Genomic DNA, 14,545 nt, shown 5'->3' on the forward strand with positions numbered 1-14,545 from the left:
TTGCGCCTGCGAGATTTCAGTTTATTGCCCAGATAACGTGTGTGAAATTTCCGCTGCCCGCGAATTCGCTGCCTGCGTTGCCCGTGCGACCAGATTGACAAAATCGGCATCTTGAAACACGACCAGCGCCCGCTCAGTCGTTCCACCCGGCGAGGTGACTTGCTCGCGCAGTTGTGCGGGCGGAGCCGAGCTTTCCATTGCCATTTTTGCTGCGCCCAATGCGGTTTGAATCGTTAATAAGCGTGCTGTTTCTGCATCCAAACCCAGCGCAATTCCCGCTGCTTCTAACGCTTCCATCAATAAAAAGAAATACGCCGGACCGCTACCAGAAATGGCAGTCACTGCGTCGATTTGCGCTTCATCTGTCACCCAGCGCACCAAACCGACGGCACGCAAAATCGTCTCAGCATGATTGCGTCCTTCGGCATTCACTTCTGAGCTGGCGTGTAATCCAATCGCGCCGGTTTGCACCATCGCTGGCGTGTTGGGCATGGCACGAACCACTGGCAATGGCGCACCAAACCAGCGTTGCAGCGCCTGTTCGGGAACGCCAGCCATCACTGAAATAATCAACGGCTGATGTTCGCGCACCTCTGCTGCAATCTCGGTACACACCGCTGCCGCCATTTGTGGTTTCACACACAGCACCAGCGTTTCGGCATCCGCCAGCGCCGCTGCGTTGCTGGCAAAAGCGCGTACTCCGAAGTTAGCTTGCAGCGATTCGCGCCGTTCCTGACTGGGATCAGCGACTTGAATACTGGAGAGCAAATGACCGTCGGCGACCAATCCGGCGATCAAACTGGTGGCCATGTTGCCGCCACCGATAAATGCAATTCTGGCTGTGCTCATCAGATAAAACCCTATCAAACGAAACAAGATAAGACGTAAATATAGCGCGGTCAGTGGTTGGCTGGTGCGTTTCAGGCAGCGAATTTCCAGTTAGGATAACGGTCATCTTCCATTATTTTGACCTGAATTGATGAACAGTCCTGTTTCTGCCTCAACGGCGCTGGCGCGATTGCGCGACGGCAATCACCGCTTTACCACCCATCAAACCGCCACTAACGCGCAACTCAATCATCATCAACGTCTGGAACAACTTGCTGGGCAGATGCCGTTTGCGGTGATTCTCGGCTGTTCCGATGCGCGAGTTCCCGCAGAAATTATTTTCGATCAAGGGCTTGGCGATTTATTTGTGATTCGCGTTGCTGGCAATATCGTCGCGCCGTCACAGTTGGCAGCGTGGAATTTGCGGTTTCGCGCTATCACACGCGCCTTGTGGTGGTGCTCGGTCATTCACACTGCGGCGCAGTGACGGCAACCATTGAATCGCTGTTGGACGGCGAAGACAGCGAATCACGCAACATCGCGTCCATTGTCGATCGCGTGAAACCAGCAGTGGCTGGGTTTCTCGATACCGATTTGCGGCACGACCGGCTGGCGCTGCATCGCGCCGCAGTTCGCGCCAACGTCCGCGCTTCAGTCGATCATTTGCGGCATGGTTCGGCGATGATCGAAGCGTTCATTGCCGATCACGGTTTGCAAGTTATCGGCGCGGAATATGCGCTGGAAACCGGCGCAGTGAATTTCTTTGATGCGTTTTAGTTGAAAAAAGTTGGCAGTTTTCAGTAAAAAATTGCTGTTAACTGCCAACGAAATCAATCGCCTCAGACTGCGTCGGATAAGCCAAATATCGTTTCAAAACGGGCGATTAACTGCCGCATTTGCAACGCAAACAGTGCAAATTCAGCTTCCAGCCGCGCTGCGGCATCTGCTTTTGCATCGTCATCATTGAGTTCATCCAGCAGCGCATCCGTCACTTGCACCCGTTTGAGCGACAAATCATCCGCCAGCACGAAATCCAGTCGTTCATTCCAATTCAGCGCCAGCTTTGTCACCAATTTACGGGCGCGTAAATGGTTCAAAATCTCTTCGCTGCCAAGGTCTTGACCACGACAGCGCACCACGCCAGCGTCATCATCTGCGTCGCGCAATTCGCAAGCATCGCCCGCCATAAAATCCGCTGGCGCACTGTCTGCCAGCAGCCAATCGGTCATTACGGCCGACGGCGCTTGACGCGGATTTGGCAACCGAGCTGGCAGCGATTCGAGCGTTTCGCGCAGCAGCGTGACGACATCCTCGGCTTGCTTTTCGCTCGCTGCATCCACCATCAACCAACCCAATTCAGTGTCGATGTAAAGCTGGGTGCGACGCGAGCGCGTGAACGCCCGGGGCAACATTTCGCTGATAACCTGCTCACGCAGCCGCCGCCGCTCTGCCCGCCCGACATCCCGCGCTTCGCTGGTTTCCAGTTCGCTAATCCGCTCATCGAGTGCCTCCGCAATCGCTGACGACGGCAGCAACCGTTCCTGTTTACGGGCGCACAGCAGCAAACAACCGTTTACTGCCGTCACCAGTGCCGTGGAGTCATCGCCCAACGGTGTTGCCCAGCCGAGCGTGGTGGTTTCCAGCGGGCCGCAGGGTCGAAACTGCCGCGTCGCCAACCGTTCAGCAAGTGCTGACGCATTCAAAGCAAAGGGATTTTCTAAACGAAATAAACGTACATTTTTGAACATTGTCGATCCTTAATTGAAAAGCCGGAAAATTTATTCAGTGCATGATGTACTGCAAGCGCAACATCTTTTGTTAACAGATTTCGTTAAAATCATACTGTTTTTATTCAACATCGGTGTGCAATGAACGATCTTCCGCTCGTTAGCTTATTCGTCACGCTCATTATCTTGATCGTGCTCTCGGCGTTTTTTTCCGGTTCCGAAACGGCGTTGCTCACGATGAATCGTTATCGGCTGCGTCATCTCGCCGATCACGGCAATCACGGCGCTCGGCTTGCTCGTAAATTGTTGGAGCGCCCAGATCGGTTGATTGGCGTCATTCTGCTCGGCAACAACTTTGTCAACACGATGGCATCGGCGCTGGCAACCGTGATTGCGTTGCAGTTAGGCGGTGAAGCGGCGATTGGCATTGCTGCCGGTATTCTGACGCTGGTGGTTTTAGTGTTTGGCGAAGTCACGCCGAAAACCTACGGCACACTCTATCCCGAACGGTTGGCGCTGCCCGCAGCTTATGTTTACACCCTGCTCCTAAAAATCTTCTATCCAATTGTTTGGGCGGTCAATCTCATCACGAATGGTCTGTTGCAGCTGATGGGTGTTGCGCCAGCCGATGGCAGCACCACCGCGTTAAGTCGTGAGGAATTGCGCACGGTCGTCAGTGAATCCAGCGCGATGGTTCCCGAACGCAGTCGTGACATGCTGCTGGCGATTCTCGATCTGGAACACGCAACGGTCGAGGACATTATGATTCCACGCCACGAAGTTGAAGGCATCGACATCCAAGACAGCGAAGAGGAGATTTTGCAAGCCATTCGCAACACCAGTTACACCCGAATGCCGCTTTTCGATGGCAGCGTCGATAACGTGATTGGCGTATTTCATGCGCGAAATGCGCTTCACGCGCTGCTCGAAAAAGGACTGGATAAAGCCCGTCTGCGCGAGATTGCCCGCGAACCCTATTTTGTGCCGGAAGGAACGCCGCTGTATCAACAATTATTGAATTTTCAGCGACTAAAACGGCGCGTGGCGCTGGTGGTGGACGAATACGGCGATTTTCTCGGTTTGATTACGCTGACCGATTTGTTGGAGGAAATCGTCGGCGAATTCACCACTGATCCTTATGACAGTCTTGAAGAAATCCACCGCGCCGAGGACGGCAGTTTGCTGATTGATTGCAGCATCGGCTTACGCGATCTCAATCGGGCGCTGCGCTGGGAATTGCCGACCGATGGCCCCAAAACGCTCAACGGCTTGATTTTAGAGTATTTAGAAACGATTCCCGAGCCGGGAACCAGTTTGCTGCTACACGCGCATCCACTGGAAATTATCCAAACCACCGAGTCTGGCGTGAAAACCGTCAAGGTCATTCAACGCGCCGGGCGGTTCGGCAAGCGTTGAATGGGTTGCGATGAACCACGCCCACACTGGGCGAGGTTGGTTTTCAATCAAGCGTCCGGTGTCCGTTCCGATTCATCACGCAAAATAATGACCGGGCGCGGCGCAGGTTCAACCGGCGGTGCAATTGGCGCAGGTGCAGGCAGCAAAACTTGCGGCGCAGGTGGCGGTTCAGGCGCGACGACCATTGGTGTTGCTGGCGCTTCGGTTACGGCATCACTGCGTTCTGGCGCAGCAGAATGTAAATGGTGATGACGTACAACAAGTTCGGAATGCGGCGCATCGCTCAATTCCAACGCGGCAGCTTCATCGTGCTCGGCAACTGCACCTTCATCACTGTCTGTGTTGACGGTTCCATCCGCATTCACTGGACTACGCCGCCGATTACGTCCACCGCGCCGCCGCCGTGCCGAACGTGACCGCGCTGGATTGGCTGCCGTTGCATCAGTGACGTCATTGCCATCATCGTCTACTTCACCATCAGCGGATTCCAGCTCGTCACTGTCGAGCCGTTCGCCAAGCTCAGATAATGCGGATGGCGCTGGCGCAGCTTCCGTTAACGGATTGAGCACATTGTCATCATTGGATTGTTCTGCCGAGGATTCCCACCAGCGTTGCCCGCTTTCTGCTGCGGGATTTGCGATTACCGCAACTTCAGACATCTCTTGCTTTGCCGGAGGATCATTTGCCGGCGCAACCGAACGCAGTGGTTGCTGTTCAACCGCTTTCACCCGCTCCGGGCGCGGCTCACGCGGTGGACGCGGGCGACGCTGCTGGCGCGATTCTGGCGCAGCGTCACTTTCAGATGGCTCACGTTCTTCACGGAAACGCCGAGGCTCTGTTTCACTGCTACCGCTTTCCAACGCCATTGGCTCATTGCGTCCGCGATTATTGTTGCGATTCCGCTCATCGCGGGGCGCATTGGGGCGACTTTGTGGAGTGCGTTCGCTGCGATTTGCACCACCGGAGCGCGGACGTTGCGGCTGCGGATCACGATCTGCGCTTTGCGGCTGAATTCGGGCTGGCGCGACCAATGGCGAATGCGTATCGGTCGGCAGCGGCGCGGGACTGCTGTCTGGAATGCGTGGCATAAACAACCCCGTCCAGATGCGTTTGAGCAAACTTTCTGGCTCGCCACGCTGCAACGATGAGGCTGGGAACTGCGGCGTCGGAACACTGGGCGCTGCCTGTTTCACCGTCGGTTCCTCACTGCGTGACGGCTGACCCACTTTGGTTTCGAGCTTGGCGTACGGTGTCACGGTCGGTTCCGAGTACGCAGTGAGCGCGTAACTGGACGGCAACGGCTCAGGAGTTTTGCTGGCATCCTGCACCCGCACCCGCTCAATTCGATAATCCGGCGTGTGCAGATGCTCATTCGGCAGCAGCAGCACTTCGGTGTTTTGGCGCAGTTCGATGTCGAGAATGGCGCGGCGTTTTTCGTTGAGCAGGAAAGTCGCCACGCTGACCGGCAGCTGCGCGATTACTCGTTCGGTGCTGTCTTTCATCGCTTCTTCTTCAACGATGCGCAGAATTGACAGCGCCAGCGATTCCACGCCACGAATCGTGCCTTGACCTTTGCAGCGCGGGCACACCTGCTGGCTCGATTCGCCGAGCGACGGACGCAACCGCTGGCGCGACATTTCGAGCAGACCGAAACGCGAAATTCGTGCTACTTGCACTCGCGCCCGATCTTGTTTCAGCGCATCGCGCAGCCGATCTTCCACCGCCCGCTGATTTTTCAACGGTGTCATGTCGATGAAATCAATCACAAATAAACCGCCGAGATCGCGCAGCCGCAGTTGACGGGCGATTTCATCAGAGGCTTCGAGATTGGTATTCAGCGCGGTTTCTTCGATGTCTGCGCCGCGAGTGGAACGCGCTGAATTGATGTCGATGGAGGTCAGCGCCTCGGTGTGGTCGATCACGATGGAGCCGCCAGACGGCAGCCGCACTTCGCGTTGAAACGCAGTTTCGATTTGGCTTTCAATCTGATAGCGCGTGAACAGCGGCACTTCGTCGTCATACAGCCGCAGCTTTTTGAGATTCTGCGGCATGACCTGACGAATGAAATTCTCAGCGCGGGAATACACTTCGGCATCATCAATCACGATTTCGCCGATGTCGGCGCGGAGATAATCGCGGATCGAGCGGATGATGACATCGCTTTCCTGATAGATCAGAAACGGCGCTTTGCGGCTCTGGCTGGAGGTTTCAATCGCAGTCCACAGATGCAGCAGATAATCCAAATCCCACTGTAATTCCTCAACATTTTTGCCGACGCCGGCAGTGCGCACGATCAGCCCCATGTCTTCAGGAATCACGAGCTGGCTCATCGCTTCGCGCAGTTCGTTGCGATCCTGCCCTTCAATGCGCCGCGACACGCCACCAGCGCGGGGATTATTTGGCATCAGCACCAGATAGCGCCCCGCCAGCGAAATGAAGGTCGTCAACGCTGCGCCTTTATTGCCGCGCTCTTCCTTGTCGATTTGAATCACGACCTCGCGCCCTTCGCGCACCGAATCCTTGATGCTGACCCGAGCGCCGGATTTCGTGGTTTCTGGCTCAAAATAACCGCGAGCGATTTCTTTCAGTGGCAAAAAGCCGTGACGATCTGCGCCATATTCGACAAACGCTGCTTCTAAACTGGGTTCAACGCGAGTGATGATACCCTTGTAAATGTTGGCTTTTTTCTGTTCCCGACCGGGCGATTCAATGTCGAGATTGTAGAGGAGCTGACCGTCAACGGTCGCCACGCGCAACTCTTCGGGTTGCGTCGCGTTAATGAGCATTCTTTTCATGTTGTTCTTTCTCTCACCACGGCGCGTGACCCGTGGTTGGGCGCCTCGCCACAAGCCCCGCAGATGATGGTTGCGGACGACTCGGCGCGTCGCCAGTCGGCTCTATATGGTTTAGAGCCTAAAGGCATCGGCACTGTCCGTTGGGCCATTCGCGTGGAGGCACACCAACGGGCACGCGCACATAAACAAACATTGACGGATTCAATTGCGAATCCGCGATTGGTGGTTTAACTCCAGCGTGGGAGTTAACCGACGATCAAGGTGTGGCGCACATCGACAGCAATTGTGCTGGTCGGTCAGCGCACACCGCAGAAGAAATCGCTAGGTGTAGAATCTGCAACGCATCAGTCGTGTTAACGCAAGCGCATCTGATGTTGCAAACATGACGACAAGCGTCAATCACCGATGCCGGTATTCAAATTGAGGAAATCAGGTGATACCGATGTCCAGAAACGCAATTGAATTAAACAAAACGCTAATAGATATTTTTCTTTGAAAGATCAGCGTTTTGTATAATTATCAATATCAGATTGACGCGGCATGAGCGGTGCGTAATACCGAATTTGGATTGCGGGTGCCACCCCAGAAAAACCAGAGATTCTACTGGTCAGTGCACCTTATCAATGGTATCAGTGAACTTTAATAGCAGCAATTAAGCCACTTGGCTAGGGTCAAATCCCCTTGAATCTACGACAGAATTCGTTTAAGACCACCGTCGCACCGCGTCGCGCCAGCCCTGCGCATCCCCAATTGCCCCCGCCACCTGCCGCGCCCAGCGCCGTGCAACTGGTGACGGTCGATGCCGAAACTGACGGGCAGCGGATCGACAATTTTCTATTACGCATTCTCAAAAATGTGCCGCGCAGCCATCTTTATCGCGTGTTGCGGCGCGGCGAAGTGCGGGTTAACAAAGGTCGCATCAAAGCTGATTATCGTTTGCGCTGCGGCGATGTGGTGCGAATTCCGCCGCTGCATCTCACGCCGCCCGCCGCGCCCGGTCGCGTTCCGGCAACCCAGTTAGCGCAGCTCGATCAAGCAGTGCGCTACGAAGATGAGCGCCTGTTAATCATTGATAAACCGTCTGGTTTAGCGGTGCACGGTGGCAGCGGGCTGAGTTACGGTTTGATTGAATCGCTGCGCCAACTGCGCCCCGGTCACGAGTTGGAACTGGTGCATCGGCTCGACCGCGACACTTCCGGCTGCATCATTATCAGCAAGCGCCGCAGCACGTTGCGCGAACTGCACCAGTTGATGCGCGACAGCAAGCTGGATAAACGCTATTTGGCGTTGCTGGTGGGTGAGCTGGCGCAGGCAGAAATCACCGTCGATGCGCCGTTAAAAAAGAACGTGTTAAGCAGCGGCGAACGCTTGGTCAAGGTCGATGAACGCGACGGTAAACCAGCGCGGTCACGGTTTCGGCGGGTGCGGCGATTCACGTTTAACGGTCAAACGTTCACGCTGGTGGAGGTACAACTCATCACTGGGCGCACCCATCAGATTCGCGTTCATGCCGCCCATCTGGGCGCACCGCTGGCTGGCGATGTGAAATATGGCGATGACGCAGCCAATCGAATGCTTAAAACAGCAGGCTTGACGCGGTTGTTTTTACACGCAGCAAGTGTACAAATTCGCTTGGAAGCCATGACGCAACCGCTGCGCGTCGAAACGCCATTACCGATTGAATTGGAACAACTTTTAACTGTACTGGGGGCTTGCGCGTGAGTTTTGAGCTGATTGTGTTTGACTGGGACGGCACGCTGATGGATTCCGAAACGCGAATCGTCACCTGTTTACAAGCGGCATTTCGTGATCTTGGCGTACCGGAGCCGAGTCCGGCAGATGCCCGCGACGTCATTGGGCTGGGTTTGCAGGAAGCGATGCAGCGGCTGATGCCAACAGCGGATCAGGCGCTGCGGCAAGCAGTCAGTGACGGTTATCGCCAGCATTTTCTGGTGACTAATCAAACCCGTTCTTTACTATTTGACGGCGTGCGCGACACGCTCACCCAGCTCGCAGCGCAGGATTATTTGCTCGCAGTGGCGACGGGCAAAAGTCGCATTGGACTAAATCAATCGTTGACTGAAAGCGGTTTAACAGGATTTTTTCATGCCACCCGCTGCGCTGATGAAACCCATTCTAAACCCAATCCGCAAATGCTCTTTGAAGTGATGAATGAACTCGGCGTATCTCCGTCAGCAACGTTAATGGTTGGCGATACTGAATACGATTTACAGATGGCAAATAATGCGGGCACGGCAGCGTGGCGGTGTGCTGCGGTGTACATTCTGCCGAGCGGTTATTGGCATTGAATCCGCTGGCATGTTTTGACAATGTCAACGCAATTCCGGCGTGGTTAAATCAGTTTCAATCCCACATCCCAGCAGCGCATCTCGCACCACAACATCAACAATCATAAATAACCTGCGAGATTATTGGTTTTTTTCACCCGGTTTTTTGACATTGTATTCTTCATGGCTCATTAACTTATGCACTTGGAGTTTCTTTTCAATCACATGAAAAACCAGCCGATAATCTCGATTTATTGGAACTGAGATGACATTTCTATCGTAACGCATTCGTTTCCCTTTGTAGTGTGTATATGGGGTTCCACTATGAATATCTTTTATGATATTTCTTGCTTTATCGATCAATTGCTTGTTCTCGAGTTTTCGTAAATTAACTGGATCAGATGCAAATAAAGCCATCCATTCTTCATGTGCTTTCTCATCATATTCTTTTTTGATAAGAGAATTTTGTTCTTGCGCACACCGATGACAGTATTGACCCTGACCTCGATGTCCACATGGAAATTGCTTTTTTGCCATTAACATCTCTTCCTAATAACCCAATAAATGTGACCAATTTACACCCATGACAAACCCTTATCTCACGCTTCCGCTCGTTCGGCTGGGCATCATCGGCGGCGGTCAACTGGGTCGCATGATGGCCAAAGCAGCGAAACGTCTCGGTTGCACCTGCGTGGTGCTTGATCCGACGCCCGGCTCGCCCGCTGGTCAAGTCGCAGGCCATCAAATCGTCGGTCATTACCACGATCCAGCGCGGTTGCGCGAGTTGGTCGAATCCTGCGATGTCACCACTTTGATATTGAAGACATCGACGCGGAAACCCTGATTCAGCTTGAACGCGAAGGTCATCAGATTCATCCGTCGCCGCAGGTGCTGGCGCTGATTCAGGATAAATTGACGCAAAAACAAGCGTTAGCCGATGCGGGAATTCCTACTGCGCCGTTCATCGCCATGCCCGAACCGAGTCCCGAAGCGTTCGCAGCATTTGGCTATCCGCTAGTGCAAAAGGCGCGACGCGGTGGTTATGACGGGCGCGGCGTGGCAATTTTGCACCACGCCGCAGAGTATCCGCAGCATTTACCGCTGCCGTCGCTGCTGGAGCATTTCGTGCCAGCAGAGAAAGAGCTGGCGGTGTTGGTGGCTCGTGGACGTGACGGCGATTGCCGCAGTTATCCAGTGGTCGAAATGTGTTTTCGTCCCGGCGAAAATGTGTTGGACATGTTGCTGGCGCCCGCACAAATTCCTGCTGCCGTTGCAATTGCTGCCCAGCAGCTCGCAGTGCGCACGTTGGATGTGCTCGGCGGCGTGGGCATTTTCGGGGTAGAAATGTTTCTGCTGGCGGACGGCACTTTACTGGTGAATGAAGTCGCGCCGCGCACGCACAACTCCGGTCATCACACCATTGAAGCCAATGTGACCGATCAATTTGAGCAGCATTTACGCGCAGTCGTTGGGCTGCCGCTCGGCTCCACGGCGCAATTGTCGCCAGCAGCAATGATTAACCTGCTCGGTGCGCCCGGGCATCGCGGGCGACCGGTGATCAAAGGAATGGCGGAGGCGCTGGCAATTCCCGGCGTGTGTTTGCATCTATACGGCAAGGCTGCAACTGCGCCGTTTCGCAAAATGGGGCATGTCACGGTGCTGGATGCTGATCTCGCCTGCGCCCGCAATAAAGCCGAACAAGTACGCGATCTTATTGAAATTTCAGGAGAAGATCACCCATGAACGCAGACACTCCGCGCCAGCCACAAGTTGGCATCATCATGGGCAGCGATTCGGATTTGCCAGTGATGCGCGAGGCAGCGGCAATACTGAGCACATTTGGCGTCGCGTATGAAATGACCATCGTTTCTGCGCATCGCACTCCGCGCCGCCTGTTCGATTACGCCGAAACCGCCGTGGAGCGCGGGCTGCGCGTCATCATCGCTGGCGCGGGCGGCGCAGCGCATTTGCCGGGCATGGCCGCAGCAATTACGCCGCTGCCGGTGATTGGCGTTCCGGTGAAAAGTGCGCACCTGTCCGGCGAAGATTCGCTGCTGTCAATCGTGCAAATGCCTGCTGGAGTGCCGGTCGCCACCGTCGCCATTAACGGCGCAAAAAATGCGGGCATTCTTGCCGCGCAAATTCTCGGCGCATCTGATGCAGTATTGCGTGAACAAATTGTGCGCTATAAACGTGAATTAGAATTGCAGGTTTTAGAAAAAGCAGCGTTATTGGAATGCAGCGAACAGCAATAGTAATTGACAAACAGCGAGGTTTATTGTGACTGATTGGACTGACGGCTACATCACCGAAATTGATTACACGCATGGCTATTATCAAGAACTAAATCCATTGCGGATACGTCTGCTGTTTCTAAATCTTGGGCTGGCGTTTCCTGAAACTGCCAGCGTGTGCGAATTGGGATTTGGTCAGGGTTTAAGCGCCAATATCCACGCTGCCGCACAAGCCAATGGTCAATTATGGGCAACTGATTTTAATCCCAGCCAAGTCAGTTTTGCGCAATCGTTAGCTGCCGCCAGTGGTGCAAATGCCCAGCTTTTTGATCAATCATTCAGTGATTTTTGCCGCCGCGATGATTTACCAGATTTTGATTATATCGGCTTGCACGGCATTTGGAGTTGGATTTCCGATGAGAGCCGCGCAGTTATTGTTGATTTCATTCGCCGCAAATTAAAAGTTGGTGGTGTGCTTTATCTCAGTTATAACGCTTTACCGGGCTGGGCAGCCTTTGCGCCAATTCGACATTTAATGACCGAATATAGCGAAATTATGGGCGTCAAAGGTCAGGGCGTTTTAAATGGTCTTGACGCAGCATTAGCATTCACCGACAAACTGTTAGCTACCAATCCGCTGTATGCTCGTGCGAATCCGCAAGTCAATGAGCGCGTTAAAAAACTCGCCGAACAAAACCGCAATTATCTCGCCCACGAGTATTTCAATCGCAATTGGGAGCCAATGCACTTTGCGACAATCGCCAATTGGTTAATGCCAGCGAAACTGAATTACGCTTGTTCTGCGCATTATCTCGATCATGTCAGTGCAATGAATTTGACCGCAGATCAACAGGCGTTTTTGCAAGAGATTCCCGACGTGCTATTCCGCGAAACAGCGCGAGATTTCATGGTCAATCAGCAATTTCGACGTGATTACTGGATTAAAGGTGCGCGGCGCATCAATTCCATTGAACAAATAGAAGGTCTGCGAAATATGCGCGTGATCTTAATGCTTCATCGCGCAGATGTCTCATTAAAAGCCGCAGGTGCATTGGGTGAATGCACAATGGATATTGGTGTTTATCATCCTGTGCTTGATGTATTAGCCGATCACACTCCGAAAACGCTGGCACAAATTGAATTAGCGGTTAAAGATAAAGGAGTTAGTTTTGCTCAGGTGGTGCAGGCGATTTTAGTGCTCACGGGCACGGTCAAATTGCAGCAGTACAGGATGAATCCGTGATTGCACAATCGAAAGCGCACACAGACAAACTGAATACGCATCTCATTACACTGGCGCGTGGACGTGGTGATATTGGTTATCTCGCCAGCCCAGTAACGGGAAGTGGTGTTGCAGTGGGGCGTTTTCAGCAACTTTTTCTATTGGCAAGAATACAAGGTCATCAACAGCCAGCAGAGTGGGCACAATTCGCATGGCAGGTGTTAGCTGCGCAAAACGCCAAGCTCGTTAAAGAGGGTAAAACACTTGAAACTGCTGAAGAAAATTATCAGCAATTGTTAACAGAAGCAACCGTGTTTACAGAAAAGCAATTGCATATTTTAATTGCATTGCAGATTGCATCTTAATTGATTAAGGAGTCAACCTTTGATCGACATTGATGTGTTATTAAAAGAAATATCTCCAGCGCAACCTTGCGGTGAAGATTTAGAATATGACGCAAATTATGGCGCATTAGAACGCGCCACTCGCGGAAAACAGAACAGGTTTTGGTAATACAATTGTTCCCGCCGAACCGCCAGATTGGATGCAGGTACAACGTGAAGCAATTGAATTATTCAAACGCACCAAAGATTTGCGCATTGCAGCATATTTGACTCAGGCGTTAATTCGTACTCAGGGTTGGAACGGGTTTTGTGATGGTTTAACGCTTATTCACGGATTACTAGCGCAATACTGGGAGTCTGTTTATCCATTGCTTGATCCTGACGATGATAATGATCCAACGTCGCGGATTAATACCATCGTGACGCTATGCGACCCAGAAATGACACTTGACGGACTGCGGTTTGCGCCATTAGTGAATGCGCGAGGAATTGGCAGTTTTGGTTTGCGTGATTGGCAAATTGCGAATAAAGAAATTACGCCACCAAAAGGTGCGCCAGCGCCAGAATTAAATGTGATTGAGGCAGCATTTCAACAAGTTGAATTTTCAGTATTGCAGGCAACTGCGACTGCCATTAGTCAATCGCGGCAATTGATTGCCAACATCGAGGCGGTGCTTTTAACACAGGTTGGCGTCGGCGCTGCACCGATATGACGCACTCAGTGGCCTGATAAAGAGCAGAAAAAGTATTGCCGCGCCGTTGGCACTGCGGATTAAACAAGCGCCAGAATTGGCGAATGATGCGGTTGCAGAATCCCCGACAGATGAGATGCAAATGTGGTTGCAAACACAGGTCAACCCACTGCACAGGCGTTAATGCTATTAATAATCGCAACGATGTTATTCGTGCACTTGATCTTTTATGCGATTATTATCAGCGGAAGAGCCGTCTAGTCCGGTTCCATGCTGCTCGCGCCAAATTAGTGAAAAAGATTTTAGAGATTTTGCAGATTGCTCCAGATGGTTTGGCACAGGCCAGATCATTGCGGCTCTGTTGACGAATCGAATTCAACCGTTGAGGAGATACTGTTGTGGCACAAAGTAGTCAGAAATTCATTGCAAGAAATCGCGCTCCACGAGTGCAAATTGAATACGATGTTGAATTATACGGCGCAGAAAAAAAGGTTCAGCTCCATTTATTATGGGCGTGATGGCTGATTTATCGGGCAAACCTGCTGAAGCCTTGCCGCCAGTTGCCGACGCAAGTTTTTAGAAATTGATGTTGATAATTTTGATGATCGGCTCAAGCGATGAAGCCGCGCACCGCATTTCAGGTGCCAAATACGCTGACCGGTGAAGGGAATCTGAGCGTTGATATTACTTTTGAGAGCATGGATGATTTTTCACCTGCGGCAATTGCGCGTAAAGTTGCGCATTAAATAAGTTGCTGCAAGCGCGGGAACAGTTGTCTAATCTACTGAGTTATATGGACGGAAAAACTGGTGCTGAGGATTTAATTGCCAAAGCATTACAAGACCCCGCCCTGCTGCAATCGTTAGCTTCTGCGCCCAAGCCGCAGGACGACGCCGCATCAACGCCAACTGAGGGTTAAATCGTGGCTGACGCAGAACTTCAAGAACAAGGTCAGGCTGGCGCAACGACTTTGAACCCAGTGATTTCAGTGCGCTATTA

At 52.7% G+C, this 14,545-nt stretch carries 12 protein-coding genes and 3 pseudogenes; 11 read left to right on the top strand and 4 right to left on the bottom strand.

Going from position 1 to position 14,545, the window contains the following annotated elements; translation table 11 throughout:
* Positions 1-21: 21 nt before the first annotated feature.
* On the bottom strand, positions 22-849 hold the full coding sequence (gene proC / locus CXB77_RS12635; RefSeq protein ID WP_105074203.1) for a pyrroline-5-carboxylate reductase: 828 nt from the start codon (positions 847-849) through the stop codon (positions 22-24).
* 262 nt (positions 850-1,111) lie between these two features.
* Between proC and CXB77_RS12640 the strand changes: the two are divergent.
* Positions 1,112-1,605: pseudogene (locus CXB77_RS12640) on the top strand (carbonic anhydrase).
* 62 nt (positions 1,606-1,667) lie between these two features.
* Here CXB77_RS12640 and CXB77_RS12645 read toward each other — a convergent pair.
* A complete protein-coding gene (locus CXB77_RS12645; RefSeq protein ID WP_105074204.1) occupies positions 1,668-2,576 on the bottom strand; it encodes a recombination-associated protein RdgC in 909 nt (302 codons plus the stop codon).
* A 120-nt stretch (positions 2,577-2,696) separates the two neighbouring features.
* Between CXB77_RS12645 and CXB77_RS12650 the strand changes: the two genes are divergently transcribed.
* Positions 2,697-3,971, top strand: coding sequence for an HlyC/CorC family transporter (locus tag CXB77_RS12650; protein ID WP_105074205.1), 1,275 nt, complete (start codon positions 2,697-2,699; stop codon positions 3,969-3,971).
* A gap of 47 nt (positions 3,972-4,018) precedes the next feature.
* Here the strand turns inward: CXB77_RS12650 and rne are convergent, their stop codons facing one another.
* Positions 4,019-6,766: a ribonuclease E gene (gene rne, locus CXB77_RS12655; protein ID WP_146108816.1), complete on the bottom strand. Its 2,748-nt coding sequence runs from the start codon at positions 6,764-6,766 to the stop codon at positions 4,019-4,021.
* A gap of 681 nt (positions 6,767-7,447) precedes the next feature.
* Between rne and CXB77_RS12665 the strand changes: the two genes are divergently transcribed.
* Complete coding sequence (locus CXB77_RS12665) at positions 7,448-8,488, top strand: RluA family pseudouridine synthase (RefSeq protein WP_431520729.1); 1,041 nt, start codon at positions 7,448-7,450, stop codon at positions 8,486-8,488.
* A 14-nt stretch (positions 8,489-8,502) separates the two neighbouring features.
* Positions 8,503-9,075 carry an HAD-IA family hydrolase gene (locus tag CXB77_RS12670; protein WP_347338134.1) on the top strand — a complete coding sequence of 191 codons (573 nt, stop codon included), beginning with the start codon at positions 8,503-8,505 and terminating at the stop codon, positions 9,073-9,075.
* A 120-nt stretch (positions 9,076-9,195) separates the two neighbouring features.
* Here CXB77_RS12670 and CXB77_RS12675 read toward each other — a convergent pair whose 3' ends face one another.
* Entirely contained in the window at positions 9,196-9,591 is a 396-nt protein-coding gene (locus CXB77_RS12675; RefSeq protein WP_146108817.1) for a DUF7682 family zinc-binding protein, read from the bottom strand.
* A 46-nt stretch (positions 9,592-9,637) separates the two neighbouring features.
* Between CXB77_RS12675 and purK the strand changes: the two are divergent.
* From purK to tssB, 7 genes and pseudogenes are all read left to right on the top strand, one after another.
* Positions 9,638-10,797: pseudogene (purK, locus tag CXB77_RS12680) on the top strand (5-(carboxyamino)imidazole ribonucleotide synthase).
* Positions 10,794-11,309 (top strand): 5-(carboxyamino)imidazole ribonucleotide mutase, encoded by a 516-nt coding sequence (gene purE / locus CXB77_RS12685; protein WP_105074208.1) that lies wholly within the window; start codon positions 10,794-10,796, stop codon positions 11,307-11,309. The pseudogene purK and the gene purE overlap by 4 nt, the downstream one beginning before the upstream one ends.
* 25 nt (positions 11,310-11,334) lie before the next feature.
* Positions 11,335-12,531: a class I SAM-dependent methyltransferase gene (locus CXB77_RS12690; protein ID WP_242445693.1), complete on the top strand. Its 1,197-nt coding sequence runs from the start codon at positions 11,335-11,337 to the stop codon at positions 12,529-12,531.
* Positions 12,528-12,875, top strand: coding sequence for a hypothetical protein (locus CXB77_RS22055; protein ID WP_242445694.1), 348 nt, complete (start codon positions 12,528-12,530; stop codon positions 12,873-12,875). The genes CXB77_RS12690 and CXB77_RS22055 overlap by 4 nt, the downstream gene beginning before the upstream one ends.
* A gap of 19 nt (positions 12,876-12,894) precedes the next feature.
* The gene (locus CXB77_RS23145; protein ID WP_146108818.1) at positions 12,895-13,023 is read left to right on the top strand and encodes a type VI secretion system ImpA family N-terminal domain-containing protein; all 129 of its coding nucleotides are present in this window, start codon (positions 12,895-12,897) and stop codon (positions 13,021-13,023) included.
* A 31-nt stretch (positions 13,024-13,054) separates the two neighbouring features.
* On the top strand, positions 13,055-13,567 hold the full coding sequence (locus CXB77_RS12695) for an ImpA family type VI secretion system protein (RefSeq protein ID WP_105074209.1): 513 nt from the start codon (positions 13,055-13,057) through the stop codon (positions 13,565-13,567).
* Positions 13,568-13,992: 425 nt separating this feature from the next.
* A pseudogene (tssB, locus tag CXB77_RS12705) lies at positions 13,993-14,465 on the top strand (type VI secretion system contractile sheath small subunit).
* Positions 14,466-14,545: the final 80 nt, after the last annotated feature.

The organism is Chromatium okenii, from assembly GCF_002958735.1.
Lineage (GTDB): Bacteria > Pseudomonadota > Gammaproteobacteria > Chromatiales > Chromatiaceae > Chromatium > Chromatium okenii_A.

Bases quoted from the DNA above. Each gene is read 5' to 3' on its own strand.
- CXB77_RS12675 (WP_146108817.1), bottom strand. From the start codon at position 9,591: ATGGCAAAAAAGCAATTTCCATGTGGACATCGAGGTCAGGGTCAATAC.
- rne (WP_146108816.1), bottom strand. From the start codon at position 6,766: ATGAAAAGAATGCTCATTAACGCGACGCAACCCGAAGAGTTGCGCGTG.
- CXB77_RS12695 (WP_105074209.1), top strand. From the start codon at position 13,055: ATGCAGGTACAACGTGAAGCAATTGAATTATTCAAACGCACCAAAGAT.
- proC (WP_105074203.1), bottom strand. From the start codon at position 849: ATGAGCACAGCCAGAATTGCATTTATCGGTGGCGGCAACATGGCCACC.
- CXB77_RS12645 (WP_105074204.1), bottom strand. From the start codon at position 2,576: ATGTTCAAAAATGTACGTTTATTTCGTTTAGAAAATCCCTTTGCTTTG.
- CXB77_RS12650 (WP_105074205.1), top strand. From the start codon at position 2,697: ATGAACGATCTTCCGCTCGTTAGCTTATTCGTCACGCTCATTATCTTG.
- purE (WP_105074208.1), top strand. From the start codon at position 10,794: ATGAACGCAGACACTCCGCGCCAGCCACAAGTTGGCATCATCATGGGC.